Origin of the sequence: Stappia sp. BW2 (assembly GCF_008107695.1) — a bacterium.
In the GTDB taxonomy this organism is placed as follows: domain Bacteria; phylum Pseudomonadota; class Alphaproteobacteria; order Rhizobiales; family Stappiaceae; genus Roseibium.
In genome coordinates, this window is sequence record NZ_VIRG01000036.1 from 92,450 (window position 1) to 117,360 (window position 24,911).

Below are 24,911 nucleotides of genomic sequence, written 5' to 3' on the forward strand. Positions count from 1 at the left end.
TGCTGCTGAAGAAGCCGCACCCCGGGATGGGCCACCCGATGCGTAAGCGTAATGGTCTCCAAGCAGGAGTAACCTCTATGTCTGACACCGCTCTGTCAGGGCAGAAAAGCCCGACAGCACGAAACTTGTTTGCCGCATTGCAGCTCGACACCCGGCTTCTCGGCATGATCGGGGCGTTCATCGTCCTGTGCCTGGTGTTCAATGTGATCACCGATGGCCGGTTCCTGACGCCGCGCAACATCTTCAACCTCACGATCCAGACCGTGTCCGTCGCCATCATGGCCACCGGCATGGTGTTCGTGATCGTCACCCGCCACATCGATCTGTCGGTCGGCTCCGTGCTGGCAACCGTTGCGGCCGTCATGGCGGTGGTCCAGACCGATGTCCTGCCGCCGCTCCTGGGGCTCGGCAATCCGACCATCTGGATCCTGGCCATTCTGGCCGGTGTGGTCGTCGGTGTGCTGATCGGCGCGTTTCAGGGCTGGATGATCGGTTATCTCGGCATTCCGGCTTTCATCGTTACGCTCGGCGGCCTGCTGGTCTGGCGCAACGTTGCCTGGTTCATCACCTCCGGCCAGACGATCGGCCCGCTCGACGAAACCTTCACCAAGATCGGCGGCATTGGCGGCACCATGGGGGAAACGGGATCGTGGATCTTCGGTATTCTGGCCGTGGCCGCAGCCTTGTGGATGCAGGTCTCCTCGCGCCGCCGCAAGGCCGCGCACGGCTTCCCGGTCAAACCCGGTTGGGCCGAGATCACCATGGGCGTCATCACGACCGCAGCCATTCTTGGGTTCGTCTGGGTGCTGAATTCCTATGACATTCCCACGGCGCGCCTCAAACGCATCTTCCAGGCTAACGGCGAAACCATGCCGGAAGGCCTGGTCATGGGCTACGGCATTCCCTATTCGGTGCTGCTTCTGATCGTGGTCACCGTGATCATGACCATTGTTGCCCGCCGCACGCGCCTCGGACGCTACATCTTCGCAACCGGTGGCAATCCGGATGCTGCGGAGCTGTCCGGCATCAACACCCGGTTCCTGACGGTCAAGGTGTTTGCCATCATGGGCGGCCTCAGCGCGCTCGCCGCGGCCGTCGCAGCTGCGCGCCTCGGCTTTTCGACCAATGACATCGGCACGCTGGACGAACTGCGGGTCATCGCCGCGGCGGTGATCGGCGGCACGGCGCTTGCCGGCGGTGTCGGCACGATCTATGGCGCCATTCTGGGCGCGCTGATCATGCAGTCGCTGCAGTCAGGCATGGCCATGGTCGGTGTCGATGCGCCGTTGCAGAACATCGTCGTCGGCACGGTGCTCGTTATCGCCGTCCTCGTCGACATCATCTATCGCAAGCGCACGGGAGACTAAGACATGGACGCGCCTCTCGTAGAAATGAAAGACATGTGCATCTCCTTTGGTGGGGTGCAGGCCGTGGATCATGTCACCGTCGATCTTTATCCGGGTGAAGTTGTGGGCCTGCTTGGCCACAACGGCGCCGGCAAGTCGACCTTGATCAAGATCCTCTCCGGCGCCTACAAGGCCGACAGCGGCGAGATCCGCATCAACGGCAAGGAAGTGCACATTCACTCGCCGCGCGACGCGCGGGCGCAGAACATCGAGACGATCTATCAGACACTCGCTCTGGCGGACAATCTCGACGCCGCGTCCAACCTGTTTCTCGGCCGTGAACTGACCTCGCCGCTTGGCTTCGTCGATGACGATGCCATGGAAGCGGAAACCCGCAAGATTATGGGCCGGCTCAATCCGAACTTCAAAAAGTTCCATGCGCCGGTGAAAGCCCTGTCGGGCGGTCAGCGCCAGTCGGTGGCCATTGCCCGCGCGGTCTATTTCAATGCCAAGATCCTGATCATGGACGAACCGACTGCCGCGCTCGGTGTGCATGAAACGCAGATGGTGGCCGAACTCATCCAGGAACTGAAGAAACAGGGCCTCGGCATCTTCCTGATCAGCCACGACATCCACGACGTCTTCCAGCTTTGCGACCGTATCGCGGTCATGAAGAACGGTCAGCTTGTCGGCACCGCCCGCACCACCGACGTCACCGACGATGACGTGCTCGGCATGATCATCCTCGGCAAGTGCCCGGAAGGGGCGACCCCGGGTCCTGGTGCCCTTGTGGACGATACAGTGGTCGGATAAACCGGCCGGACCCGCGGGCTCTTGCCCGCGGGGCTTCCTCATGGTTTGAACAGATGGCCTGGCCCCTGTTCAAACGGTGTGGAACCTCATGCCGAAGCCCGTTCAGGGGTCATCGGCATTCTTTTTGGTTCATTCTGAGGAACGCACCTCATGTATATCGGTCTCGATATCGGTACGAGTTCGGTCAAAGCCATTCTTCTTGGCGAGGACCAGTCCCTGATCGCATCGGCAACTGCGGAGCTGACGGTCGAGCGGCCGCATCCGGGCTGGTCGGAACAGGATCCGGACAGCTGGTGGCACGCTTGCGAAACCGTTCTGGACGCGCTCAAGGCGGCAGCGCCGCAGGCCATGGCGGCCGTGCGCGGCATTGGCCTGTCCGGCCATATGCACGGTGCCACGCTTCTGGATTCCTCCGGTACACCGCTGCGCCCGTGCATTCTGTGGAACGACGGCAGATCGGGCAAGCAATGCGCGGAGCTGGAAGAGGCCGAACCGAAATTCCTGACGCTTGGCGGCAACCGGGTCATGCCGGGCTTCACCGCGCCCAAGCTGCAATGGGTGCGCGAGAATGAGCCGGAAGTCTTCGCCAGGACCAAGATGGTTCTGCTGCCCAAAGACTATGTCCGCTTCAAGCTGACCGGCGACTACGTCGGCGAAATGTCGGATGCGGCCGGAACGCTCTGGCTGGATGTCGCAAAGCGCGACTGGAGCGACGCACTTCTGGCCGCTACGGGCCTGACCCGCGAGAACATGCCGCGCCTTGTCGAGGGCTCTGAAAGCTCGGGCACGCTCAAGGCAGAGCTGTGTGGCCGCTGGGGCATCGATGCCGCGCCGGTGGTGGCCGGTGGCGGCGGCGACAATGCCGCCTCGGCCTGCGGGGTCGGCGCGGTCGATCCGGGGTCGGCCTTCGTCTCGCTCGGTACCTCCGGCGTGCTGTTCGTGACCAACGACCGTTTCTCGCCGAACGTGGACAGCGCAGTGCATGCCTTCTGCCATGCGGTGCCGGACACCTGGCACCAGATGGGCGTGATCCTGTCGGCCACCGACAGTCTCAACTGGCTGGCAAAAGTGCTGAAGCGCAGCCCGGGAGACCTCACGGGTCTGGTTGGCAGGGTGGAAGGGCCTTCGCCAGTGTCCTTCATGCCTTATCTCGGCGGTGAACGGACACCGCACAACGATGTCGACATTCGCGCAGGTTTCTTCGGCATTTCGCACGCAACCGACGATGCCGAGCTCTGTCACGCGGTGCTGGATGGTGTCGCCTTCGCGCTCAAGGATTGTCTGGAAGCACTCAGCGTTGCCGGCACCAGCATCGATCGCGTTCTGGCGGTCGGCGGCGGATCACGGTCCACGGTCTGGCTGGAGATTATCGCCAGCCTGCTCAATGTTCCGGTCGACGTTCCGGTGGATGGCGATTTTGGCGGCTCGCTCGGGGCGGCAAGGCTCGGCCAGGCGGCCGCGCTTGGCACCACCGAGGGGATTTTCTCAAAACCCGCTCTCAAGACCAGCATCGATCCGGTCCCGGCCCTCACACAAAGATACGCCGAAGGTTACGAGCGCTGGCGCAAGCTTTATCCGGCGCTCAAACAAGCCGGCTTTTAGGAAACACTTTCAAGGAGATGACAATATGAGCACTGGGTTTTTCGGCGATCTGCAGCCGATCCAATACGCCGGTCCTTCCAGCACCGAGCCGCTGAGCTACCGTCACTACAACAAGGATGAAGTCGTCTTCGGCAAGCGCATGGAAGACCATCTGCGCCTTGCTGTCTGCTACTGGCACAGCTTCTGCTGGCCGGGGTCCGACCCGTTCGGCGGCGAGACCTTCAACCGCTCCTGGATGGCGGCCGGCGGCGACCCGATGGAACAGGCGAAACTGAAGGCGGATGTTGCCTTCGAGATGTTCCAGATCCTGGGCATGCCCTTCTTCACCTTCCACGACCGCGATATCGCGCCGGAAGGCCGGACGCTTGCCGAAAGCAATGCCAACGTCAACGCGATTGCAGACATCTTCGAAAAGAAGATGTCGGATACCGGCATCAAGCTCCTGTGGGGCACGGCCAACATGTTCTCCAACCGCCGCTTCATGTCGGGGGCGGCCACCAATCCGGATCCGGACGTCTTTGCCTATGCCGCAGCGCAGGTGAAGAACGCGATGGACGTTACCTATCGCCTCGGCGGTGAGAACTATGTGCTCTGGGGTGGCCGTGAAGGCTACGAGACCCTGCTCAACACCAATATCAAACAGGAGCTGGACCAGTTCGGCCGCTTCCTCAACATGGTGGTCGAATACAAGCACAAGATCGGCTTCAAGGGCACGATCCTGATCGAGCCGAAGCCGCAGGAGCCGTCCAAGCACCAGTATGATTACGATGTTGCCACCGTCTATGGCTTCCTGAAGGCCTACGGACTGGAAAACGACGTCAAGATGAACATCGAGCAGGGCCATGCCATCCTGGCCGGTCACTCGTTCGAGCACGAGCTGCACATGGCGCGTTCGCTTGGCATCTTCGGCTCGGTCGACATGAACCGCAACGACTACCAGTGCGGCTGGGACACCGACCACTTCGGCATGAACGTGCCGGAACTGGCGCTTGCCTACTACGAGATCCTCATGGCGGGTGGTTTCACCACCGGCGGCACCAACTTCGACGCCAAGCTGCGCCGCCAGTCTCTCGACCCGGTCGACCTGATCCAGGCGCACGTCGGCTCCGCCGACGCGATTGCCCGGGGCCTGAAGGGGGCCGCAGCCATGATCGAGGACGGCCGTCTCAAAGGCTTCGTCGATGACCGTTATGCCGGCTGGCAGAAACCGGAAAACGCTGACATCCTCAAGGGTGGTTCCTCGCTCGAGGCCCTGGCCGAACGCGTTCACAAGGCCGATCTGGAACCGCAGCCGAAATCCGGCAAGCAGGAATACCTGGAAAGCCTGGTCAACCTGTTCGTCTGATCCGATCTGCATCCGGAGCGCCGCGATTGGCGCTCCGGATGCAGGCTTTATGTGTGTTCCTTCGGGGCTGGCCGCGGGCAATCGGCGGTTTGCCTCTACCGGTTTTCAGCCGTCCGCGAACTTTTCGCGGTACTCCCCGACGGTGGTGTTGAGATGTCGCTTGAACGCCCGCTGCATCTGCTGAAAATCGGTGAACCCGGAAACGCGGATTGCGCTTCCCACCGGCGCACCGCCGGACAGGACATCCGCCGCCCGCTTGAGCCGATAGCGTTCGAGATATTTCACAGGTGATAGTCCCGCACTTGCCGAAAACCGCCGGGTCAGGGTCCTTGGCGTCAGGCCGGCAACCTCAGCCATCAGTTCCAGTGTCCAGTCGCGTTCGGGATTGTCCCGCAAGGCGTCCAGCAGCCGGCCGAGTTCACGGTCGCTGGAAAACTGCGCTTCAAGCAGGTCGGCAAACTGGGCCTGGCCGCCGGTTCGTTTCAGATAGACGACCAGCTCGCGGGCAACGGCAAGGGCGAGGGGGCTACCGTGGTCGATCTTGATGACTTCCAGCGCCAGATCTATGCCTGAGGCGACGCCCGCGGATGTCATCACCTGGCCGTCTATGTGGTAGAGCTCGTCGGTGGACCACAGCACGTCCGCAAACTGCTGCCGGACCTGTTGGGCGCGTCGCCAATGGGTCGTGGCTTTGCGGCCTCTCAACAGACCCGCATTGGCCAGGATCAGCGCGCCGGAACAGATCGAGATAATCCGTCCGTCCTTCGATGCAGAAAACCGTTTTGCCAGGAAATCCAGGATACTCCCGTCGTGCATGGCACGATCGACACCGGTTCCGCCCGGAATCAGGAGATCACGGTCGCCGTCGACGGCCGCGGTCGCATCCGCCTGCACGCGGAGCCCGCAGGAGGACGTAATCCCGGCACCGTCCATGGTGACGAAGCGCAGCCGATAGCGTTCGGTACCGTCCTCATTTGCGGAACTGAAAACCTGAACAGGGCCCGCCACATCCAGAATGTTCAGGCCGTCGAAAAGCAATACGTCGATCAGGCGAAGTGAATTGTCCATAATTGACGATACTATGTCATTATAGACAAGCGGTTCAACCGGTAAACAGGAGCAATCCCTCGCGTAACCGGTTTGGACTGCGACATGTTCACGAGAAACTTTCTGCTCATCCTTCTTGCAAATATCGTGCTTGGGTCGGCAATGCCGATGCTGATCATCCTCGGAGGACTGGCCGGTGGCTGGCTTGCCCCTCGGGAGTGGCTCGCGACCGCACCGCCATCGACGCAGATGCTGATCGGGATCATCGTGGCAACGCCGGTTTCTCTTTTCATGGGAAGGTTCGGCAGGCGCGCGGGCTTCCTGCTGGGCGCCATGTGTCTGGTCGTTGGCGGTATCACCGCGGCAGTGGCGCTCGTTCTGCAGAATTTCCTCCTGCTCTGCCTCGCCCATGCGGCTCTCGGTGCCGCCTTGATCAGCGTGAACTATTTCCGGTTTGCCGCATCCGAGGCTGTTCCCGCAGGCCATCGGGCACAGGCGATTTCCTTCACGCTGGCGTCTGGACTGGTGGCCGCATTGCTGGGGCCGCAACTGTTCAACGAAGCAAAGGATATCCTGGCGCCAACTCCGCTTGCCGGCGCTTATCTGGCAATCGCCGCTCTCGGAATTCTGGGGGCAGTGCCGGTCTGCTGGCTCAGGATGCCTGCATCGCGGGTAAAAGCGGCCCGCAGCGGAGCCGGTAGTGCGGTACGGATCCTGAGGCAAAACCCCAAAGCCACCTGGGCAATCGGCCTTGCCGCGCTGTCACAGGCGATGATGGTGCTCCTGATGACCCCGACGCCCTTGGCCATGATCGGGTGCGGCTTCGCCGAAGGCCAGGCCGCCGATGTCATTCGCTGGCATGTGGTGGCAATGTTCGCTCCGGGCTTTTTTACGGGGTCTTTGATCCGCCGCTTCGGCGGAACCAGAATTGCGGTTCTGGGGCTGGTCTTTCTGTTCGGGTCTGCGGTGACCGCTTGGTCCGGCATCGATTTGTTCGAATTCTACGCAGCGCTCGTGCTGCTGGGCGTGGGGTGGAACTTCGGTTTCATCGGCGGAACGCATCTGTTGCAGGCCGCGTTGAGCGATGAGGAAAGGCCGCTGGTTCAGGGCGTAAATGATACGCTTCTTGCGATTTCATCTTCCGGAGCCTCACTTCTCGCCGGTGTGCTGTACGCCGGGACAGGCTGGACGGGCCTGGCTGCGGTGTCCGCGCCGGTGCTGGCCCTGCTCGCATTGATCCTGGCCCTCCGCTTTCGGGTTCGGCAAGCCCCCGCAAGGGCTTGAGATAAAGCCTCTCCCTAGTAACTCTGGAACAGCCGCACACCGTCCGGATCGGACAGATTGTGCAGCCGGTGTGCGGCATGGCGAGCGAAGCGGAGCGTCACGGATTTTCGGGTGGCTGCCGCCAGTTTGTGTTCCGGCGCATCGCGCAGGATCTCGGCTCCATACCCGTCAGAAACAATCAGCCCGGCGTCCTCGGGAAAGATCTCCAGCGGAACATCCGGATGGGTCGCGAAATAGAGGCGGTCGCAATGAAGCCGGTAGTCCGGCCACTTGGTGTCGGCCCGGAAGTCTGCAATCGAGGATTTGACCTCGACAATCCAGAGTTCGTTTTTCGGCCCGAGCGCCAGAAGGTCGGCCCGGCGGGCGGATGCCAGGGTGACTTCCGGCAGGCAGGCGAAATCGAGCTGCCGCAAAAGACGCGCGGCTCCGCGCCAGACCTTCAGCGCGGTGTCCGACTGACGTCCATCCGTGAGCGGGTCATCCAGCTGGATCCGCCCCGCAATTGGCTGATGATCGGGTTTCATGCGAATTTTGTTCCACATTTGTTCGTTTTTTGCAAGTTTCGCCGCCAGCAACATTGACCTTTCCTGCCAACATGCGCGATCTTGCGGCGCATTGGATACTCCGGACAGATCTTGTCACTCCGGGAGGGGGTAGCGGTTGAACGGTTTCAAACGAAGTGCCTTTGTGGGCATTGCATTGGCGATGGCATGCGGGTCTGCGCTGGCAGGCAAGGGCGACCTGATGTTCAAGGTGCCGAAATCTGCACCCTTGATGCAGGGCCGCGCTCTGGATCTGCGTTTCGCGGATTTCGCACAAGGCATCTGGGTTCGCGATCAGCAGGACTGCCCGGCGCCGAGGATCGACCGGAGCCCGCCGGGCTCGACGCTTGCCATCTATCGTGGCCTTCTGGAAACCCCGGGCCGCATCTGCCAGGTCTATGGCGCCGAGAAGAGCGGCAAGACGACCCAGCGCGCAGCCATCAATTGCCTGCTGACGGATGGCGGCGAGGCGATCGAACTGGTCACGGTGCAGCCAAGAGGCGCGGAAGGATTGATCGTTCAGGAAGGCGAGAAACCGCCGGTCCATTTCCGTTTCTGCGAAAAGATCGTGCCGATCCTGCAATCGTCAAACAGCAATTGATCTTCCTTTCCTGCCTGATTTGGAAACCGGAAGCCCTGAGCACAACACCCTCATTCTGAGGTGCTGCAAAGCGGCGTCTCGAAGGATGGGCCACTTGCTCCGGAATATGCCGCCCATCCTTTAAGACAGCGCTGGCGCGCTTCCTCAGGATGAGGCAGGGGATAAGGACAGAACCATCTGTCGGCGGGGTGTCAGGTAATCATTCGCTTGTCGCCAGAGGGCCGGATCAGATTTCCGGCCCGCTCCAAAGGTTCGATTTCGCGGCCTTCTTGGGCGTGCGGCTTTCCGAGATATGTGCCGTCAGCGGGTCGAGCGTGCACAGCGCGTCATATTGGCTGAGAAACACCTGTCCGCTCAGATGCTTCAGGAAATCGGTTCGCTTCAGCCGGTCCATCACAGGTCCCTTCACTTCCGACAGGTGGAAGGAAACGCCGGAGTCCTGCAGGCGATGGTTGATTTCCTCAAGACTTTCCAGGGCGCTTGCGTCGATCTCGTTCACGGCCGGGCACATCAGCACAACGTGCTCGATGTCGGGCTTTTCGGCTACCAGCGCATAGATCCGGTCTTCCAGAAACCGCGAATTGGCGAAGAACAGGCTTTCATCCACCCGAAGCGTCAGCACCCGGTCGCCGGTGGCCACGGTGTGCCGGTCGACGTTCCGGAAATGCTCGGTTCCCGGCACCACACCGACGATGGCCATATGCGGACGGCTGCTGCGGTAGAGATAAAGCGCGATCGACAGGGCAACGCCGGTCACCACACCCGGCTCGACGCCAAAGAACAACGTGATCAGGATCGTCGCCGCCATCGCGGTAAAATCGCTCTTCGAATAGGCGAACGTCCGCTTGATCGCGTCAAGGTCGACCAGAGACAGAACGGCGACGATGATGGTGGCGGCCAGCGTCGCCTGCGGCAGATAGGTCAGCAGCGGGGTCAGGAACAAGGTAGCCAGCGCAATACCGACAGCGGTGAAGGCGCCCGCGGCGGGTGTTGCAGCTCCAGCGTCGAAGTTGACGACCGAGCGCGCGAACCCGCCGGTCACCGGATAGCCGCCAGAAATGGCGGAAGCGATGTTGGAGGCCCCGAGGCCGATCAGCTCCTGGTCGGGCTCGATCCGCTGACGCTTCTTGGCGGCCAGCGTCTGGGCAACCGAAACGGATTCCACAAAGCCGATGACCGAAATCAGCAACGCGGGAGTGGCAAGGGCAAGCCACAGCTCGCTGTCGAAACCGGGCAGATGTGGCACCGGCAGACCGGAGGGAATGTCGCCGATGATGCGCACGCCCTTGTCACCAAGCTGAAACGCGGCGGAGATAATCGTGGTCACGGCAACGGCCGCCACCGGCCCGGCCTTGGTGAGGATATCGGCAAAAAACGGTTTCATTCCCATGCCGAGCAACAGTTTCTTCAAGCCCTTGCGAACCCAGAAGAGAAAAGCGGTGGCAGAGACGCCAATTGCGAGGGTGATCCAGTTGATCTCGCCCAGATGCTGAAAGATCGAGCCCAGGTTTTCGTAGAGCGTATGCCCGCTCGCCCTGACCCCGAGGATATGCTTGAGCTGACTGGACGCGATCAGCAGACCCGACGCGGTGATGAAGCCTGAAATCACCGGATGGCTCAGGAGGTTTGCCAGAAAGCCGAGCCGGAAAAACCCCATGGCGATCAGCATCAGGCCGGACAGGAAAGCAAGAATGATCGCCGCGCCCAGATATTCCGGGGTGCCCTGTTTGGCGAGTTCGCCAACGGCCGACGCCGTCATGAGCGAGACCACGGCAACCGGTCCGACCGCCAGCGCGCGGCTGGTGCCGAAAAGGGCATAGGCGACAAGCGGGAGAATGGACGCGTAAAGCCCGACTTCCGGCGGCAGACCTGCCAGCAGCGCATAAGCAAGAGACTGCGGGATCAGCATGATCGTCACGATCAAGGCGGCGACGAGGTCGTTTGTCGCTGTTTCCTTGTCATAGCTTTTGCCCCAGTCGAGAATGGGCAGGTAGCGCTTGAGGCGGATCATTTTTCTTGGCCTTTGTCGGGGCTGGTAGAAACACGAGCCGGGAAGCCGGCTCGTGTTGAAGGTTGGTGTATCGGGGCCCGTATGCCGGGCTTCTTATGCTGCCGTTACTTTTTCAGGCTTGGCCAGCCATTCCTTGCCACGCAGCATGGCGCGCCAATAGATGGGAGGCAGGATGCGCTCCTTCAGGAGCCATGCAGTGCGCGTTGGCCTTGTTCCGTCCACCAGCCAACGCGGGAAGCTCGGCAACAGCGTTCCGCCATAGCCGAACTCGGCCAGGACAATCTTGCCGCGCTCCACTGTGAGCGGACAGGAGCCATAACCGTCATATTGCGCTGTTGCGCTGTGACCTGCGATATCGGAGACGATGTTCTCGGCAACCACCGGTGCCTGTTTGCGCGCGGCCGCGGCCGTCTTGGCGTTCGGCGCGTTCATGACATCACCAAGGGACCAGATGTTATCGAAGGTCTTGTGGCGCAGTGTGGTCTGGTCGACGTCGACCCAGCCGGCGGCATCCGCCAGCGGCGAGACGCGGATGAAGTCAGGCGCCGTCTGCGGCGGCGTGACATGCATCATGTCGAAGTCGACCTCCACCTGACGCGCGTCCTTTTCCGGTTCCTTCACCTCGAACACGGCCTTTTTGGCAGGGCCGTCGACGGCAATCAGATTGTGGAAGAAGTTGAGGTCGGCATCATAGCGCTTCACGTATTCCATCAGCGCGGGCACATAGTCCTTCACGCCGAACAGGACACCGCCAGCATTCATGAACTGAATGTCGATCTTGTCGAGCGTGCCGGATTTCAGCCAGTGGTCGGCTGAGAGATACATGGCTTTCTGCGGTGCACCTGCGCATTTGATCGGCATCGGCGGCTGGGTGAACAGCGCTTTGCCCTGCTTCATGTCCTTCACCAGTTGCCAGGTGTAGGGCGCCATGTCGTAGCGATAATTGGAGGTCACACCGTTCTTGCCGAGCGTGTCGACCAGGCCCTCCACCTTGTGCCAGTCGAGCTTCAGCCCGGGGCACACCACCAGACGCCCGTATTTGACCACCCGGCAACCGTCCAGAACGACGGCATTGTCCTTCGGTTCGAAGGCGGCGACGGCGGACTTGATCCAGTGAACGCCCTTGGGAATAAGGGATCCCATGGTCTTGGCAGTGTCAGGCGCGTTGAAGATGCCGCCGCCGACCATCGTCCAGCCCGGCTGATAGTAGTGGACGTCCGCCGGATCGATGATGGCGATCTCCAGATCCGACTTGCGGGCAAGCAGACTGGAGGCCACCGAGATCCCGGCTGCGCCGGCCCCCACGATGACGATGTCGAAACGAGCATCCTCGGTAGTCTCGGTCGGCGTGCGTCCGCCATTGGCGATGCGCCGCACCACCCCCGCCATGTCGTAGCCGGCGGCCTTGGTTTTCGTGAGGATATCCGAAAGTGGCAGATTTTCGGCCTGCGACAGCGACCAGAGCGTTGCCGAGCGCGTGCCGGTCCGGCAATAGGCCAGGATTGGTTTCGGCAGGCTTTCCATCAACCGGCCGAACTCTTCTGCGTCCTCATCGCCGACCTTGCCTGCGACGATGGGCAGGTAGCGCGCCTCAAGGCCGAGCTTTTTGGCAGCAACCTCGATTTCCTCGAACGAAGGCTGGTCGGCGCCTTCCCCGTCCGGGCGGTTGCAGATCACCGAGCGAAAGCCCTGCTGTGCAAAGTCGGCCACGTCCTCGGGTTTTACCTGGGGAGCTACCGATATCTGAGAATTGATTGCTTTCATGGGTCCTGTCCGCCTCCTCCCGGCGATGAAGTCGAGACCGGGTTACGCAGGGGCCCGCCCCGTGTTTGATACGGGGCTCTGGCCGACTGCTCCGGTTCTGTTAGAGGGCCCGCAGGAAGGCCCTGTTGAAGACCTCGATCAGAGACCGTTCACCGGCACTTTCAGGAAGGTCTTGCCGCTATTGTCCGCGGGCGGCAGCTTGCCGGCGCGCATATTCACCTGCAGCGAGGGGATGATCAGCTTCGGCATATCGAGCTGGGCATCGCGTTCTGTCCGGAACTTGACGAATTCTTCCTTGGTCTTGCCGCCGCCAACATGGATGTTGTGTTCCTTTTCGGCGCCCACGGTGGTCTCCCACTGGATGTCGCGGCCATTCGGGCCGTAGTCGTGGCACATGAACAGGCGCATATCGTCCGGCAGCGCCAACACCTTCTGGATGCTGTCGTAAAGTGTTGCCGCGTCGCCGCCCGGGAAATCGGCACGGGCCGACCCGCCGTCGGGCATGAACAGCGTGTCGCCGACAAAGGCCGCATCGCCCATAACATGCACCATGCAGGCCGGAGTATGGCCGGGCGTATACATGGCAAAGGCTGTCATCTCGCCAATCTGATAAACATCGCCGTCAACAAACAGACGGTCGAACTGGCTGCCGTCGCGCTGGAACTCCGTGCCTTCATTGAACACCTTGCCGAAGGTTTCCTGAACCACGGTGATCTTGTCACCAATGCCCAGTTTGCCGCCCAGTTTCTGCTGGATATACGGCGCGGCCGACAGGTGATCGGCGTGGACATGGGTCTCGATCAGCCATTCCAGCTTGAGATCCTTCTCGCGGATAAAGGCGATGATCTGATCCGCATGGTCATAGGTGATGCGGCCGGCGGCGTAGTCGATATCCATCACGCTGTCGACAACGGCGCAGGCGTTGGAGGCCGGGTCCTTGACCACGTAGCTGATGGTGTTGGTGGCCGGGTCGAAGAAGGGGGTGACGTCAGGTTTGACATCCATGTCGACCGGATAGTTCGAATTGCTCATATCAGTCTCCCGTTTGTTTTTGCCGGCAGAGCCGGGTCAGGCCTTTGCGGGTTGCTGGCGATGGCCGAGGGTGATCATCCATCTTGCGGTCAAAATGCCCGCGACGATAGCACCGGCGGTCAACACAGGCTCCATGCCGAGGCCGAGCACCGGCACGAGGCCGCCCGGGCAGAAGCCGCTGAGGCCCCAGCCGATGCCGAAAACCGCCGAACCGCCGATCAGCTTGGCGTCGAGGTCGGTTGTTGTGGGCAGGGTGAAACCCTGAGCCAGCAGCGGTGTGTGCATCCGGAAGACCAAACGATAGCCGATGGCCGTGACAAGAAGCGCACCGCCCATCACGAAGGCAAGGCTCGGGTCCCAGGTACCCGCCACATCGAAGAAGTTCAACACCTTGGCAGGGTCACCCATGCCGGAAATCAGGATGCCGCAGCCGAAGAGGAGGCCAATGGCAAAAGCGGAAAGCAGTTTCATGCCGTTATCCTCCAAAGACGTGTCGTGTCAGGTAGACGGTCACACCCGCAGTGATCACGAAGGTCACGGTGGCAACGATGGACCGTGCCGAGAGGCGCGAGATACCGCAGACACCGTGCCCGCTTGTGCAGCCGGAGCCATAGGTGGTGCCGATACCGGTCAGAAAACCGCCGACAACCAGCAGAAGCGGTGAGGACGGGACGGTGATTTCCGGCAACTGGCCCGTCACACCCAGCATGATCAGCGGGCTGGCAACCATGCCGGCCAGAAAGGCGGCGCGCCACGCCCAGTCCTGATTGAGCTGGGTCGTCAGAAATCCGCTGGCAATGCCGTTGATGCCGGCAATGCGCCCGAGCACAGCCATCAGGGCAACCGTGGCAATGCCGATCAGCGTTCCGCCCAGGAAACTCATAAGGGGTGTAAAGTCAGTCATGATGCGCCCTTGATTACGATATATTCAAATATATGAATATAAGAAAAAAGTATCAAGGGGTATTTTTAAGGGGCCACTGGAAAGGGAAGAAGCTAACCCCTCAGGAAACTGGCGGCTACACAAGCTTCTGGACACAAGATTGGCCAGTACAGCCGAAAGTCGCATTCGCAGAAACTGAAAAGGCTTTGGGCGACCTGATGAAGCCGCTCAATCGTCTGCCACCCGCAACCTCGACCCGCGTGCGGTTGCTTGCGGTCGTCTTAGTGCTTCTCTTCCGTGAACAGAGTGACTGTGACGAGACGGTCACCGGGCCCGAGGATTGGTCCGTGGCTTATCGGTCGGATTGACGTCGGACGGAGGCGTTGCAGGCACCGGCCCATAGTCAAAGCCGAGCACGACTTCGGTGCCGTCCGCCCGCGTTCGCGTTACCGCGCCGGGCAGCAGATGGGCCGGGTTGTCGGTCGACGCCGGCGTTTCGATATCCGTCTTGGGACCGGAAAATTCGCCCATCGGACGCAGGATGTCCTCATGCACCACGCTGCCAAGGTAAAGCGGATGCAGGTGTCCCGCATTCAGGATCGCATACTGGCTCGGCCAGAGCCGCAGCACCCAGCGACCGCTTTTTTCCGCGTCCGCAGACTGGTCCTTGCGGATGAGCATGAGCTCCGGTTGCCGCCCGTTCTGGCTGCGCGGCAGGATCGGCAGGGAATCCGGCGGTGTCTTGCCTTCCACGAAACCGTTTGCGCTCGAGAGGGACCATTTGGGTGGGATCTGCCAGCCATTGGCTTCCGAGATCTTAGCAAAGCGGTCCAGTGACCCGGAATACTGGATCACCAGCGGTTCTTCCGTATCGCCGTTCAGTTCGATGCGCTCCGAGGGCAAGGCCCGCCAGCCCGCCGCGAGCCAGCCTGCCGAGGTCAGCACTTCCTTGTGGGACCGCGGGTGATAGATTTGGAGGGCCTTCTCATAGCTATTCAACAGGTGCCAGGCACCAAAGATGCCGAGCGTCGCCACAACGATAGCGGCAAGCGTCGTCCGGCCGATCTTCTCGTTGTGGATCGGGCCGAACACGAAGGCGAAAGCCGAGACCATGCCGATGCCGAACAACAGCCCCGCCAGGACGTCCGACATCCAGTGAGCGCCGAGGTAGACGCGCGAAAAGCCGATGGTGATCACCAGCGTTGCGGCAACGGTAAAAATGCTGGCCTTGGCCCAGCGGCTGAGATCATGCGCGATCAGCACGGCGCAGATACCGTAGAGCACCGCGTTCAGCGTCGCGTGGCCGCTCGGAAAGCTGTAGGCGTCGGCCCCTGCATAAAGCTCGATAGGCCGCGACCGGTGCAGCATCATCTTGACCAGGGGCACGAACAGGGCGGTGCCGGCCATGGCAATGACGAAACCGATGCCGCGCCGCCAGGCTTTCCGCAGGAACAGATAGGCGGCAACCGCAACGGAGACAGCGGTCACCACGATGCCGTCTCCGAGAGAGGTCACAAAGATCATAATCCTGTCACCGACGGGGGTGCGCAGGCTGTCGAACAGGTTCAGGATGGCAAGGTCTGCCCGCACCATCGGTTCGCCGGGAGCGATTTCGCCGACGATCCAGAAGAAAGCCGGCAGGGAAATCAGCAGGATCAGCGCCGAGGCCAGCATACCGGCCGAGCGTGGGTGCATGGGATCGAAATTGAGTGCGATCCACCTCGAGACGCGGTCCTGGCGCCGGGCGATGCGTTTGATGATGGCCGCATGAGTGTTGGGAAACAGCGGCAGAACGATCAGGATCAGCCAGCGGCCAAGCATCACCGCCAGAAAGACGATAACCAGCAATGCCCCGAGCACCAGCGCCAGCCGTCCGCTGATCTGGCCGATGGCGCCTAGTGCCGAACCGGCGATGATGCCAGGAGCGATATGGGCAACCGTCCAGGCAAAGGCGGAGGTAATGTTGACCACCGAAAACCGGGTGAAATTCATGCCGGCCATGCCGGCGATGCCTGGAACCACCGATTTCACGCCGGGCACGAAACGGCCGATAAAGACGCTCTTGCCACCGTGCCTCTTGAAGAAATTCTCGCCGCTTTCCACGATGTCCGTGTATTTGTTCAGCGGCCACATCGTCTTGAGCTTGTCCTTGAAGGTGTAACCGATCCAGTAGGAGATCGCATCGCCTGCGGTCGCGCCCAGGGTTGTCCAGATGAACAGAGGCACGGGATCCAGCTTGCCAAGCCCGACCAGCGTACCTGCACCCACCAGAACCACTGTCGTCGGCACGAACAGGCCGATCAGGAACAGCGCTTCGCCCATGGCGGCCAGAAAACAGATCAGACCTGCCAGGGATGGGTTGTCCGCGATGAAGGTCAGGACGGGATCAAGGTATTCGGTCACAGGGTCGGTCGTATTGATCGAGAAAAGTCAAAAACAGTCAAATGTCAGGCCCTTTCGAAGATACGAATGAACCTGTTAGCGCTTCATATAGGCGCGCTGCTTCCCATCCGATAGCGAAAAATTAAAATCCGCCTTCTTTCGGCAAGAATGGAGCAAGAGATGGTTTTTTGTACGCTGCTGTTTCAAGATGCCGCCAATGTGTCTTTTCTATTGAGGTATTCATGTTCGAATCTGCCCGCCTGCCGCAAAACATGGACAAGAAAACCTTCAAGAAACTGGAGCCGCAGTTACGTGAGGCACTGCTGGCGGCCCAGTTGCCAGTTGTCGAGAAACAGCCGTTTTCGACGATGATTCTGGTGGATGGCCTCGATGGAGCGGGCAAGGGCGAGGCAGTTGCCAGGCTGTATGGCTGGATGGATGCGCGCCACCTGGTCTGCAATGCCTATGGCGAAATGATGGACGAGGCCCGGCTGCGCCCACCGTTGTGGCGCTACTGGCGCGATCTTCCGCCCAAGGGCGAAACCGCAATCGTGTTCGGAAGCTGGTATCAGACCGTTCTGCGCGACTGGATCTACAAGAAGATCGACGAGGATGCCTTCGACAAGGCTCTGAACCGGATCCGCCGGTTTGAGGAAATGCTGGCGAACGAGGATGTACTGATCCTGAAGTTCTGGTTCTACCTGCCGAAGAAGGAACAAGAAGAACGGCTGAAGCACATCCAGAAAAAAAATGTCGCGCGCCACGTGCTGGCCGACTGGGCTGCATTGAAGCACCACAAGAAGGCAAGCGAAGCCGGCGAAAAGATCATTCTGGAAACCAGCAAGGGACATGCACCCTGGTTCGTCATTCCCTCGCAGGACCCGGAATACCGCGATGCGGCCCTGGCGCAGACAGTTGCCAACTCCATGAAGCTGAAGCTGGAGGACGGCGAGCCGCAGTCGATTGCCGCCCCGCCGGTTGTCGGTGGACTGCATCGGGAAACAGCCGTCGATGCCATCGACCTGACGGAAAAGCTGGACAAGGGCGAATACGAAGATCTGCGCGACAAGTACCAGAAGAAGCTGTCAGATCTGTCGGACATGAAGTCCCTGTCCAAAACTGGCGTCGTGCTGGTGTTTCAGGGCAATGACGCGGCTGGCAAGGGCGGTGCGATCCGCCGGGTGATCCGCCCGCTCGACCCGCGCATCTACAAGGTTCACCCGATTTCCGCCCCGAGCGACGAGGAAAAGGCCCGCCCCTACCTGTGGCGCTTCTGGCGACGCGTGCCTGCCAAGGGCCATTTCGCCATTTTCGACCGGTCCTGGTACGAGCGCGTGCTGGTGGAACGGGTCGAAGGCTACGCCGGTCACGACGACTGGCTGAGGGCCTATAACGAGATCAACGAATTCGAGCAGGAACTCACCGATTTCGGCTACATCGTCTGCAAATTCTGGCTGGCAATTTCCGAAGAGGAACAATTGCGCAGGTTCAAGGCGCGCGAGGACACCGCCTACAAGCAGCACAAGATCACCGACGACGACTGGCGAAACCGCCTGAAATGGGATCAATACGCCATCGCCGCCGGCGACATGATCGACCGCACCTCAACCCACTACGCCCCCTGGACGCTCGTTTCTTCCGAAGACAAGCGCCACGCCCGGGTCAAGGTACTGAAGACAATCTGCGACCGGCTGGAGGAAAAGCTTTAGCGAGTGGGCCTGGACCCTGTCGTGCCAAGGTGTGGACTCATAAATAGCAGCCTCATCCTGAGGAAGCGCGCAGCGCATCCTTTGAGACGGACCTGACAGGTCCTCCTCAGGATGAGGACTGGGTGGGTGAAGTGAAAAACCACCGTTCTCAGAGGGCGGTCGCCAGATAGTCCATTGCCGCCTGCACACCGCCGCGCCCGTGGGGAATGCCCAGTTTCTGAAAGCCGAGTTCGATGGCGGACAGGGTGCCCAGCAGCATGACTGCGTTGACGTGGCCCATGTGGGCAATGCGGATACCCTTGCAGGCGAGTTCGCCGATGGTTCCGCCAATGGTGACGCCGCAGACTTCCTTGGTGAAGGTTCTGAGCGCTGCCGCATCGCCTTCGTTGAACCGCACCACGGTGACGGAGTTCGAGCGGGCGTGCGGATCTGTGATGTTGAAGTCGACAGCGCCCTTCTCCGCCCAGACCGCAACGGCCCGCCGGGTAGCCTCACCCAGAAGAGCGTGCCTGTGCCAGGTTTTTTCCAAGCCTTCCTCGAAAATGAGGTCGAGCGCCTTGTGAAAGGCGAACAGAAGGTGCTCGGGCGGAGTGCCACAATATTTCTGGTAGTGCTCCGGGCCCTGCCGGAACGTCCAGTCAGTGTAGTTGGTGCGAAGCTCCGCCGTCTCATGTGCCTTGTCGGCCTTCGGACCGGCCGCAACAAAGGAAAGGCCGGGTGGGCACATCAGGCCTTTCTGAGAGCCTGTCAGCGCCACATCGACGCCCCAGGCATCCATTTCGAACGGCATGCAACCAAGCGAAGCGATGGTGTCGACCATGAGGAGTGCTGGATGCCCGGCGGCGTCGATGGCCTCGCGCAGGGCAGCAATATCATTCCAGACGCCGGATGCCGTATCGACCTGAACCACCAGAATGGCCTTGATCTCGTGGGCCGTATCCTGTTTCAGGCGTTCTTGCAGCCGTGTGGGATCAACCCCCTTGTCCCAGGCACCTGGTAGAACCTCGATATCGAGGTCCAGAACATTGGCCGCTTCGCCCCACCCAACAGCAAAGCGGCCGGATTCCAGCACCAGTACCCTGTCGCCGCGTCTCAGCGTGTTGCACAGCGCGGCATCCCAGGCGCCATGGCCGTTCGCGGCGTAAATGTAGGTCTTGCCTTCGGTCCGGAACAGACGCTGCAAGCCGTGCAGGCAGAACCCCGTCGTTTCCAGCAGCGGACCTTCATAGATATCCATTGCCGGCCGGTGCATGGCTCGCAGGACCTCCTCCGGCACATTGGTCGGTCCTGGAATCATCAAAAATTCTTTGCCATTGCGAAGCGTCATGGCCGGGTCCTCATGTGAAGGCAGATCCTGAGCGGAGGGAATTGGGCAGCCGCGGCCACCGGAAGGGTTGTTGATTGAGAAAATTGCCTGCCTGCACGCATCCGTCAAGACGCCAGTTTCAGGGCCGGCACGTGGCGGTGTCATGATCTATCGGTTGTGCAGTTGCGAAATGGTGTGGGAAAGAGAGTCGCCGATCCGAAACGGCTTTCGCCCGGAAACGGTACGGGTGATAAGGGTTTGGTAATCAGCCTATAACAATGATTTATTTGATGGTGCTTTGCTGCTCCTGGGATCAGGTGTCATTTAGCTGAAAAGAAAATGTCTTGTTTCCTCTAAGTAAATTCTACAAGGTAGAGGCCTTACGGTCTCGTCGTTTAGGCGTTGTTGCAGCATGATATTGGTTGAAGAAGGACAAAGTCCCCTTATTGTCTGCCTGCCCCATTCGGGCACGGATGTTCCCGATGCAATCGAACAGAGGCTGAATGCCACTGGCCGGCTTCAGGCTGATCTTGCGTGGCGTCTGGAACGTTTGTTCGACTTTCAAGGTACGTTGGAAGCGACGGTAGTCCGCTCGACCATCTCCCGTTATGTCATTGACCTGGACCGGGATCCGAAGACCTCTATCAGTGTTGCGCAGGATCCTGCGCAGGCCCTTTGCCCAGTGACCACACTGGACGGCAAGCGCATTTATCAGGAGGGGACAGAGCCGGGCCCGACCGAGATCGAACAGCGCATACTGCTTTTCTACAATCCGTTCCGAAAGGCCCTGCGCCGCCAGATTGGCCGTCTCCTGCGCATTCATGGCAAGGTGATCTTGCTGGACTGCCAATCCATGCGTTCGCATATCAAGGGTGTGACCGAAAATGGCTTGCCGCTTGTCAGCATAGGAACCGAGGGTGGAAAGTCATGCGATCCGGACCTGCGAAATGTGCTGGTCGGTTCGTTCGAGGGGCTTGAAGGCTTCACGGTCAGCGTCGATGAAACGATCCAGGGCGGCTTCATCAACCATACCTTTGGACGACCCAAACTCGGCCTGCATGCCATGACCTTGCTCTTGGCACAGCGTTCTTACCTGCGTCATGAATCTCCGCCGTTCGAGCCGGACAAGACGCGAATGGCGCGCCTGCAGACGGTCTTGCAGAATATGATGACCCGGCTGGTGGACGCGACGTCGGTTAGTGGGGAGTCAATTGACGAGAACCAGGTCCAGGCCTTGCCGGTCGATATGCTTTCTCATGAAGCACCGGAAGTTGACGCCCCGAACAATACCGCTGCTCAGGATAGCGCGGATAAAGCCGATCCGGCTGCCGAAAGCGCAGCAGAAACGCCGGAAGATCTTGCGGTAGACATGGCCGATGACCTGCTGGAAAAGGCGGAAATCATTTCCGTTGATGCAAAGCGCCCGACCCAGGCGTCCAGCACCCAGCCGAGCAAGGTCGAGGAAGGCCCCGTCACGCCCTTGCTGGTTGCCGAATAAGCTTCGGACAGTCAGACCACGTTCTTTTCCACAATCGGAGTTCCGGCGGTGAGACGGTCGAACCCAAGCGGCGAAAGATCCAGCGTCTGATAGCTGCCGGTCACGACCATTTCCGCCAGTCCGCGCCCGATCGCCGGGGATTGCTGCAGGCCGTGACCTGAAAACCCGAGCGCCAGATAGAACCCGTCCAGCCCCGCGACTGCACCGACAAAGGCGTTGTGGTCGAAGAGGTTCATGTCATAGCACCCTGCCCAGGCCGCGCCCGGACGGATGGCCTCGAACGCGGGAACCCGCGTCGCCAGCGTAGGCCAGATGTGCTCTTCGAAGAGCGCGTAATCGACATCGAAATCATGGCAGTCCGGATCCTGATCTTCAGGCGGCGCCGAACCGCAGATATAGCCGGCGCCTTCCGGGCGCACATAGGTGCCGTTCGGATCGATCAGCAACGGAAAACGCTCAAGCTTGTCCTTGCATTCGAAAGTGAAGACACAGCGCTTTTTCGAAACGATCGGCACGTCCAGCCCGGCCTGACGGCAAAGCTGGGCGCCGCCGGAGGCACCGGCGCAATTGACGATGACAGGCGTCGACAGAGTTTCTCCGCTGGCAAGCGTTACAGTCCAGCCGCCGGCACCGTCTTTTTCGAGCGACGCCTTTGCGGCAAGATACTCCACACCCAGTGAGCGAGCCTTCTTTCGGAAGGCCTGCATCAGGCCGTAGCCGTCGAACCAGCCTTCTCCCGTGAGGCCGTGACAGCCTGCGGCAAGGTCGGACACTTCCAGCCAGGGAAATTTTACCTTCAGCCCGTCGGGTTCGAGAAAGGCGATATCCGCACCGAGCTCCTGCTGCAGGCGGTGGTTTTCCTGAAGGATGTCAAGCTTGTCCGGCGTCGCCAGAAACAGATAGCCACCTTCGTGAAGATCGATGACAGGCCGGTCGCCGCTCACATTCAGTACCGAGCCGATCTCCCGCAGGAAGCGGATGCCGTAAAGCGAGATCTCGATGTTGATGGCGCTGGAGAACTGCTGGCGGATGGACGCGGCCGACCGTGCGGACGCGCAGATCTCATAGGCGGGATCTGCCTCAATGACGACGACGCGTCCGGAAAAATCCTCGCGCATGGCCAGGTGGCAGGCGACGGACGAGCCCATGACGGCTCCCCCCACGATGACGACATCTGCTGTCTGGTCCGCCATGGAGCCTCCGAAAGCGCGGTCAGGAAAAACAATGGGCCTGCTGAAGCAAACCCTTGTCAAGAGAACCGAACGCGAGACGGGCGGCTGGGGCCGCCCGCATCAAATGTCATGCCTTCAGGGTCTTAAAAGAATGCCTGCAGGCCGGTCTGCGCACGACCAAGGATCAGCGCATGAATGTCATGCGTGCCTTCGTAGGTGTTGACCGTTTCCAGGTTCTGGGCGTGGCGCATGATGTGGTATTCTTCCTGAATGCCGTTGCCGCCATGCATGTCGCGAGACTGGCGGGCAATATCCAGAGCCTTGCCGCAGTTGTTGCGCTTGATCAGCGAGATCATTTCCGGCGCCGCCTTGCCGGCATCGAACAGCTGGCCGACACGCAGCGCTGCCTGGAGACCGAGCGTGATTTCGGTCTGCATGTCCGCGAGCTTCTTCTGGAACAGCTGGGTTTGCGCCAGCGGGCGGCCGAACTGTTCGCGGTCGAGACCATACTGGCGAGCACGGGTCCAGCAATCTTCTGCGGCCCCCATGGCGCCCCAGGCAATGCCGTAGCGTGCACGGTTGAGGCAGCCGAACGGACCTTTCAGACCGGAGACATTCGGCAGGAGCGCATCTTCCCCAACCTCGACTCCGTCCATGACGATTTCACCGGTGATGGACGCGCGCAGGGAGAGCTTGCCGCCGACCTTTGGTGCGGTGAGACCTTTCATGCCCTTGTCGAGAACGAAGCCGCGGATGGCACCGTCATGCGCTTCCGACTTTGCCCAGACGACGAAAACATCCGCGATCGGCGCATTGGAGATCCACATTTTCGAGCCGGTCAGCTTGTAGCCGCCGTCGATCTTTTCCGCACGTGTACGCATGCCGGCCGGGTCGGAGCCGGCATCGGGCTCCGTCAGGCCGAAGCAGCCGACAAATTCGCCGGTTGCCAGTTTCGGCAGATATTTCTGGCGCTGTTCTTCCGAACCGTAGGCATAGATCGGATACATCACCAGCGAAGACTGAACGCTCATCATGGAGCGGTAGCCGCTGTCGACACGCTCGATCTCGCGGGCAACCACGCCGTAGGCGACATAGGACGCACCGGCGCAGCCGTAGTCTTCCGGCAAGGTGACGCCGAGCAGGCCAAGTTCACCCATTTCGTTGAAGATACCCCGGTCGGTCTTTTCTTCCCGGTAGGCTTCGATAACGCGTGGCAGCAGTTGTTCCTGCGCGAAGGCGCGTGCCGTATCCTGGATCAGCTGTTCGTCTTCGTTGAGCTGTTCACGCAGGTGAAACGGGTCCTGCCAGTCAAAGGAACCGCCGCCTGCCGGTGAGGATTTAACGTTTGCGGGTGCGTTCATGATCATGTCTCCCAGGCCATGCTCCGGCCGTTGATGTAAAGCCGTTTGACGGCCAGGGTCATTCTGTTTTCTCTAGTCTTGCTGCAATTTCAATTGCAGAAAAGCGAAACCTCGTCCATCATTCATTACGAAATGGAATGAAGTGGGAAAAATTGCCATGCGCCGTGCCTTCGTCCCGCCGGCGGACACGCTGATTGCGTTCGAATGCGCGGCCCGGCATTTGAGCTTTACGCGCGCCGCGGAGGAGTTGCACCTGACACAGGGTGCGGTCTCCAAGCAGGTGCGGCAACTGGAAGACCGGCTGGGCGTCGAGCTGTTTCGCCGGGTGCGCCAGCGCATTGTCCTGACCGACGCGGGCCGGATCTACCTGCACGACATCCGCGGCGCCCTGGAGCAGATGACGGCGGCCACGCGTCAGGTGATGTCCTACGCCGGCAGCGCGGACGTTCTGAACCTTGCGGTTCTACCGACCTTCGGCACCCGCTGGCTGGCGCCGCGGATCGCCGAATTCGGCCGGCGCTATCCCGACGCGGGCTTGAACCTGAGTGTTCGACTGCAGCCGTTCGACTTCGATGAGGAGCCCTTTGATGGCGCGATCCATCACGGCGACCCGGTTTGGGCGGGGGCGATTGCCGAACATCTGTTCGATGAGGAAGTTGTCCCGGTTGCCTCTCGCGTCTTTCGCGACCGGCACGAAATCCGCACACCTGCTGACCTGGCGCGTGTGCCGCGTCTGCAGCTGGCGACCCGTCCGCTCGCCTGGCGGCACTGGTTCGACCTTGCCGGCGTTGAAACGGATGCGGCTTTTCAGGGCGCGCGTTTCGAGCAATTCGTCATGATCTCGGAAGCAGCGATCCACCACGCCGGGGCAGCGTTGATCCCGCGGTTTTTTGTCGAGACGGAATTGGCCTCCGGGCGCTTAGTCCGGCTTTTCGATCTCTCCCTGTCTCAACAAACGGCCTATTATTTCGTTTATCCGGAAGGACGGACGATGCGGCCGGTTGTGTCGGCGTTCCGTAAATGGCTCATGGAGGAAGCCCGCAGCGCACGCACGCGCCGAGAAACGATGCTGCCGGGCTGAAGAAAGCGACAAACCATTACAGCTTTGATGGCTTTTGGGGTGTTTCCAGTTATTCGGTCAGCGGGAGAAATTGAAACGGACACGCGCAGGGGCCATCTTTCACCGGAACGATTACACCCAGTCGGCGTTTTT

20 protein-coding genes are annotated in these 24,911 nt (G+C 60.7%); 9 read left to right on the plus strand and 11 right to left on the minus strand.

Going from position 1 to position 24,911, the window contains the following annotated elements; genetic code table 11:
• Window positions 1-77: 77 nt before the first annotated feature.
• The 4 genes from FMN63_RS00695 to xylA all read left to right on the plus strand — a co-directional run bounded on the left by FMN63_RS00695 (window position 78) and on the right by xylA (window position 5,106).
• A complete protein-coding gene (locus FMN63_RS00695) occupies window positions 78-1,367 on the plus strand; it encodes a sugar ABC transporter permease (RefSeq protein WP_148582026.1) in 1,290 nt (429 codons plus the stop codon).
• A gap of 24 nt (window positions 1,368-1,391) precedes the next feature.
• Window positions 1,392-2,159, plus strand: coding sequence for an ATP-binding cassette domain-containing protein (locus FMN63_RS00700; protein ID WP_148582381.1), 768 nt, complete (start codon window positions 1,392-1,394; stop codon window positions 2,157-2,159).
• A 150-nt stretch (window positions 2,160-2,309) separates the two neighbouring features.
• Complete coding sequence (gene xylB, locus FMN63_RS00705) at window positions 2,310-3,761, plus strand: xylulokinase (RefSeq protein ID WP_148582027.1); 1,452 nt, start codon at window positions 2,310-2,312, stop codon at window positions 3,759-3,761.
• Window positions 3,762-3,786: 25 nt separating this feature from the next.
• Window positions 3,787-5,106: a xylose isomerase gene (gene xylA, locus FMN63_RS00710; RefSeq protein ID WP_148582028.1), complete on the plus strand. Its 1,320-nt coding sequence runs from the start codon at window positions 3,787-3,789 to the stop codon at window positions 5,104-5,106.
• A gap of 105 nt (window positions 5,107-5,211) precedes the next feature.
• On the opposite strand, the gene FMN63_RS00715 is transcribed toward xylA, so the two are convergent.
• A complete protein-coding gene (locus FMN63_RS00715) occupies window positions 5,212-6,174 on the minus strand; it encodes a GlxA family transcriptional regulator (protein ID WP_148582029.1) in 963 nt (320 codons plus the stop codon).
• 84 nt (window positions 6,175-6,258) lie between these two features.
• On the opposite strand from FMN63_RS00715, the gene FMN63_RS00720 reads away from it, so the two are divergent.
• Window positions 6,259-7,437: an MFS transporter gene (locus tag FMN63_RS00720; protein WP_148582030.1), complete on the plus strand. Its 1,179-nt coding sequence runs from the start codon at window positions 6,259-6,261 to the stop codon at window positions 7,435-7,437.
• A gap of 14 nt (window positions 7,438-7,451) precedes the next feature.
• Here the strand turns inward: FMN63_RS00720 and FMN63_RS00725 are convergent, their stop codons facing one another.
• A complete protein-coding gene (locus FMN63_RS00725) occupies window positions 7,452-7,961 on the minus strand; it encodes an MmcB family DNA repair protein (RefSeq protein ID WP_148582031.1) in 510 nt (169 codons plus the stop codon).
• Window positions 7,962-8,097: 136 nt separating this feature from the next.
• On the opposite strand from FMN63_RS00725, the gene FMN63_RS00730 reads away from it, so the two are divergent.
• The gene (locus FMN63_RS00730; protein WP_148582032.1) at window positions 8,098-8,580 is read left to right on the plus strand and encodes a hypothetical protein; all 483 of its coding nucleotides are present in this window, start codon (window positions 8,098-8,100) and stop codon (window positions 8,578-8,580) included.
• 226 nt (window positions 8,581-8,806) lie between these two features.
• Here the strand turns inward: FMN63_RS00730 and FMN63_RS00735 are convergent, their stop codons facing one another.
• From FMN63_RS00735 to FMN63_RS00760, 6 genes are all read right to left on the minus strand, one after another.
• Entirely contained in the window at window positions 8,807-10,591 is a 1,785-nt protein-coding gene (locus tag FMN63_RS00735; protein WP_148582033.1) for a SulP family inorganic anion transporter, read from the minus strand.
• Window positions 10,592-10,684: 93 nt separating this feature from the next.
• Window positions 10,685-12,355 carry a bifunctional protein tyrosine phosphatase family protein/NAD(P)/FAD-dependent oxidoreductase gene (locus FMN63_RS00740; protein WP_148582034.1) on the minus strand — a complete coding sequence of 557 codons (1,671 nt, stop codon included), beginning with the start codon at window positions 12,353-12,355 and terminating at the stop codon, window positions 10,685-10,687.
• 138 nt (window positions 12,356-12,493) lie between these two features.
• Complete coding sequence (locus tag FMN63_RS00745; RefSeq protein ID WP_148582035.1) at window positions 12,494-13,387, minus strand: MBL fold metallo-hydrolase; 894 nt, start codon at window positions 13,385-13,387, stop codon at window positions 12,494-12,496.
• A 36-nt stretch (window positions 13,388-13,423) separates the two neighbouring features.
• Window positions 13,424-13,858: a DUF6691 family protein gene (locus FMN63_RS00750; protein WP_148582036.1), complete on the minus strand. Its 435-nt coding sequence runs from the start codon at window positions 13,856-13,858 to the stop codon at window positions 13,424-13,426.
• A gap of 4 nt (window positions 13,859-13,862) precedes the next feature.
• Window positions 13,863-14,291 carry a YeeE/YedE family protein gene (locus tag FMN63_RS00755; RefSeq protein ID WP_205513770.1) on the minus strand — a complete coding sequence of 143 codons (429 nt, stop codon included), beginning with the start codon at window positions 14,289-14,291 and terminating at the stop codon, window positions 13,863-13,865.
• A 303-nt stretch (window positions 14,292-14,594) separates the two neighbouring features.
• A complete protein-coding gene (locus FMN63_RS00760; protein ID WP_148582038.1) occupies window positions 14,595-16,673 on the minus strand; it encodes a bifunctional DedA family/phosphatase PAP2 family protein in 2,079 nt (692 codons plus the stop codon).
• 221 nt (window positions 16,674-16,894) lie between these two features.
• On the opposite strand from FMN63_RS00760, the gene pap reads away from it, so the two are divergent.
• The gene (gene pap / locus FMN63_RS00765; protein ID WP_148582039.1) at window positions 16,895-18,361 is read left to right on the plus strand and encodes a polyphosphate:AMP phosphotransferase; all 1,467 of its coding nucleotides are present in this window, start codon (window positions 16,895-16,897) and stop codon (window positions 18,359-18,361) included.
• Between the two features lie 148 nt (window positions 18,362-18,509).
• On the opposite strand, the gene FMN63_RS00770 is transcribed toward pap, so the two are convergent.
• Window positions 18,510-19,688 carry a pyridoxal-phosphate-dependent aminotransferase family protein gene (locus FMN63_RS00770; protein WP_148582040.1) on the minus strand — a complete coding sequence of 393 codons (1,179 nt, stop codon included), beginning with the start codon at window positions 19,686-19,688 and terminating at the stop codon, window positions 18,510-18,512.
• 391 nt (window positions 19,689-20,079) lie between these two features.
• Between FMN63_RS00770 and FMN63_RS00775 the strand changes: the two genes are divergently transcribed.
• Window positions 20,080-21,165 carry an N-formylglutamate amidohydrolase gene (locus FMN63_RS00775; RefSeq protein WP_148582041.1) on the plus strand — a complete coding sequence of 362 codons (1,086 nt, stop codon included), beginning with the start codon at window positions 20,080-20,082 and terminating at the stop codon, window positions 21,163-21,165.
• 11 nt (window positions 21,166-21,176) lie between these two features.
• On the opposite strand, the gene FMN63_RS00780 is transcribed toward FMN63_RS00775, so the two are convergent.
• The gene (locus FMN63_RS00780; RefSeq protein ID WP_148582042.1) at window positions 21,177-22,358 is read right to left on the minus strand and encodes an NAD(P)/FAD-dependent oxidoreductase; all 1,182 of its coding nucleotides are present in this window, start codon (window positions 22,356-22,358) and stop codon (window positions 21,177-21,179) included.
• Between the two features lie 122 nt (window positions 22,359-22,480).
• Window positions 22,481-23,704, minus strand: coding sequence for an acyl-CoA dehydrogenase family protein (locus FMN63_RS00785; RefSeq protein ID WP_498930679.1), 1,224 nt, complete (start codon window positions 23,702-23,704; stop codon window positions 22,481-22,483).
• A 151-nt stretch (window positions 23,705-23,855) separates the two neighbouring features.
• Between FMN63_RS00785 and FMN63_RS00790 the strand changes: the two genes are divergently transcribed.
• Complete coding sequence (locus tag FMN63_RS00790; protein WP_148582044.1) at window positions 23,856-24,779, plus strand: LysR substrate-binding domain-containing protein; 924 nt, start codon at window positions 23,856-23,858, stop codon at window positions 24,777-24,779.
• Window positions 24,780-24,911: the final 132 nt, after the last annotated feature.

Excerpts from the sequence above, each read along its gene's own strand:
- FMN63_RS00695 (WP_148582026.1), top strand. The coding sequence starts at position 78 with ATGTCTGACACCGCTCTGTCAGGGCAGAAAAGCCCGACAGCACGAAAC.
- FMN63_RS00700 (WP_148582381.1), top strand. The coding sequence starts at position 1,392 with ATGAAAGACATGTGCATCTCCTTTGGTGGGGTGCAGGCCGTGGATCAT.
- xylB (WP_148582027.1), top strand. The coding sequence starts at position 2,310 with ATGTATATCGGTCTCGATATCGGTACGAGTTCGGTCAAAGCCATTCTT.
- xylA (WP_148582028.1), top strand. The coding sequence starts at position 3,787 with ATGAGCACTGGGTTTTTCGGCGATCTGCAGCCGATCCAATACGCCGGT.
- FMN63_RS00715 (WP_148582029.1), bottom strand. The coding sequence starts at position 6,174 with ATGGACAATTCACTTCGCCTGATCGACGTATTGCTTTTCGACGGCCTG.
- FMN63_RS00720 (WP_148582030.1), top strand. The coding sequence starts at position 6,259 with ATGTTCACGAGAAACTTTCTGCTCATCCTTCTTGCAAATATCGTGCTT.
- FMN63_RS00725 (WP_148582031.1), bottom strand. The coding sequence starts at position 7,961 with ATGAAACCCGATCATCAGCCAATTGCGGGGCGGATCCAGCTGGATGAC.
- FMN63_RS00735 (WP_148582033.1), bottom strand. The coding sequence starts at position 10,591 with ATGATCCGCCTCAAGCGCTACCTGCCCATTCTCGACTGGGGCAAAAGC.
- FMN63_RS00740 (WP_148582034.1), bottom strand. The coding sequence starts at position 12,355 with ATGAAAGCAATCAATTCTCAGATATCGGTAGCTCCCCAGGTAAAACCC.
- FMN63_RS00745 (WP_148582035.1), bottom strand. The coding sequence starts at position 13,387 with ATGAGCAATTCGAACTATCCGGTCGACATGGATGTCAAACCTGACGTC.
- FMN63_RS00750 (WP_148582036.1), bottom strand. The coding sequence starts at position 13,858 with ATGAAACTGCTTTCCGCTTTTGCCATTGGCCTCCTCTTCGGCTGCGGC.
- FMN63_RS00755 (WP_205513770.1), bottom strand. The coding sequence starts at position 14,291 with ATGACTGACTTTACACCCCTTATGAGTTTCCTGGGCGGAACGCTGATC.
- pap (WP_148582039.1), top strand. The coding sequence starts at position 16,895 with ATGTTCGAATCTGCCCGCCTGCCGCAAAACATGGACAAGAAAACCTTC.
- FMN63_RS00770 (WP_148582040.1), bottom strand. The coding sequence starts at position 19,688 with ATGACGCTTCGCAATGGCAAAGAATTTTTGATGATTCCAGGACCGACC.
- FMN63_RS00775 (WP_148582041.1), top strand. The coding sequence starts at position 20,080 with ATGATATTGGTTGAAGAAGGACAAAGTCCCCTTATTGTCTGCCTGCCC.
- FMN63_RS00780 (WP_148582042.1), bottom strand. The coding sequence starts at position 22,358 with ATGGCGGACCAGACAGCAGATGTCGTCATCGTGGGGGGAGCCGTCATG.
- FMN63_RS00785 (WP_498930679.1), bottom strand. The coding sequence starts at position 23,704 with ATGATCATGAACGCACCCGCAAACGTTAAATCCTCACCGGCAGGCGGC.
- FMN63_RS00790 (WP_148582044.1), top strand. The coding sequence starts at position 23,856 with ATGCGCCGTGCCTTCGTCCCGCCGGCGGACACGCTGATTGCGTTCGAA.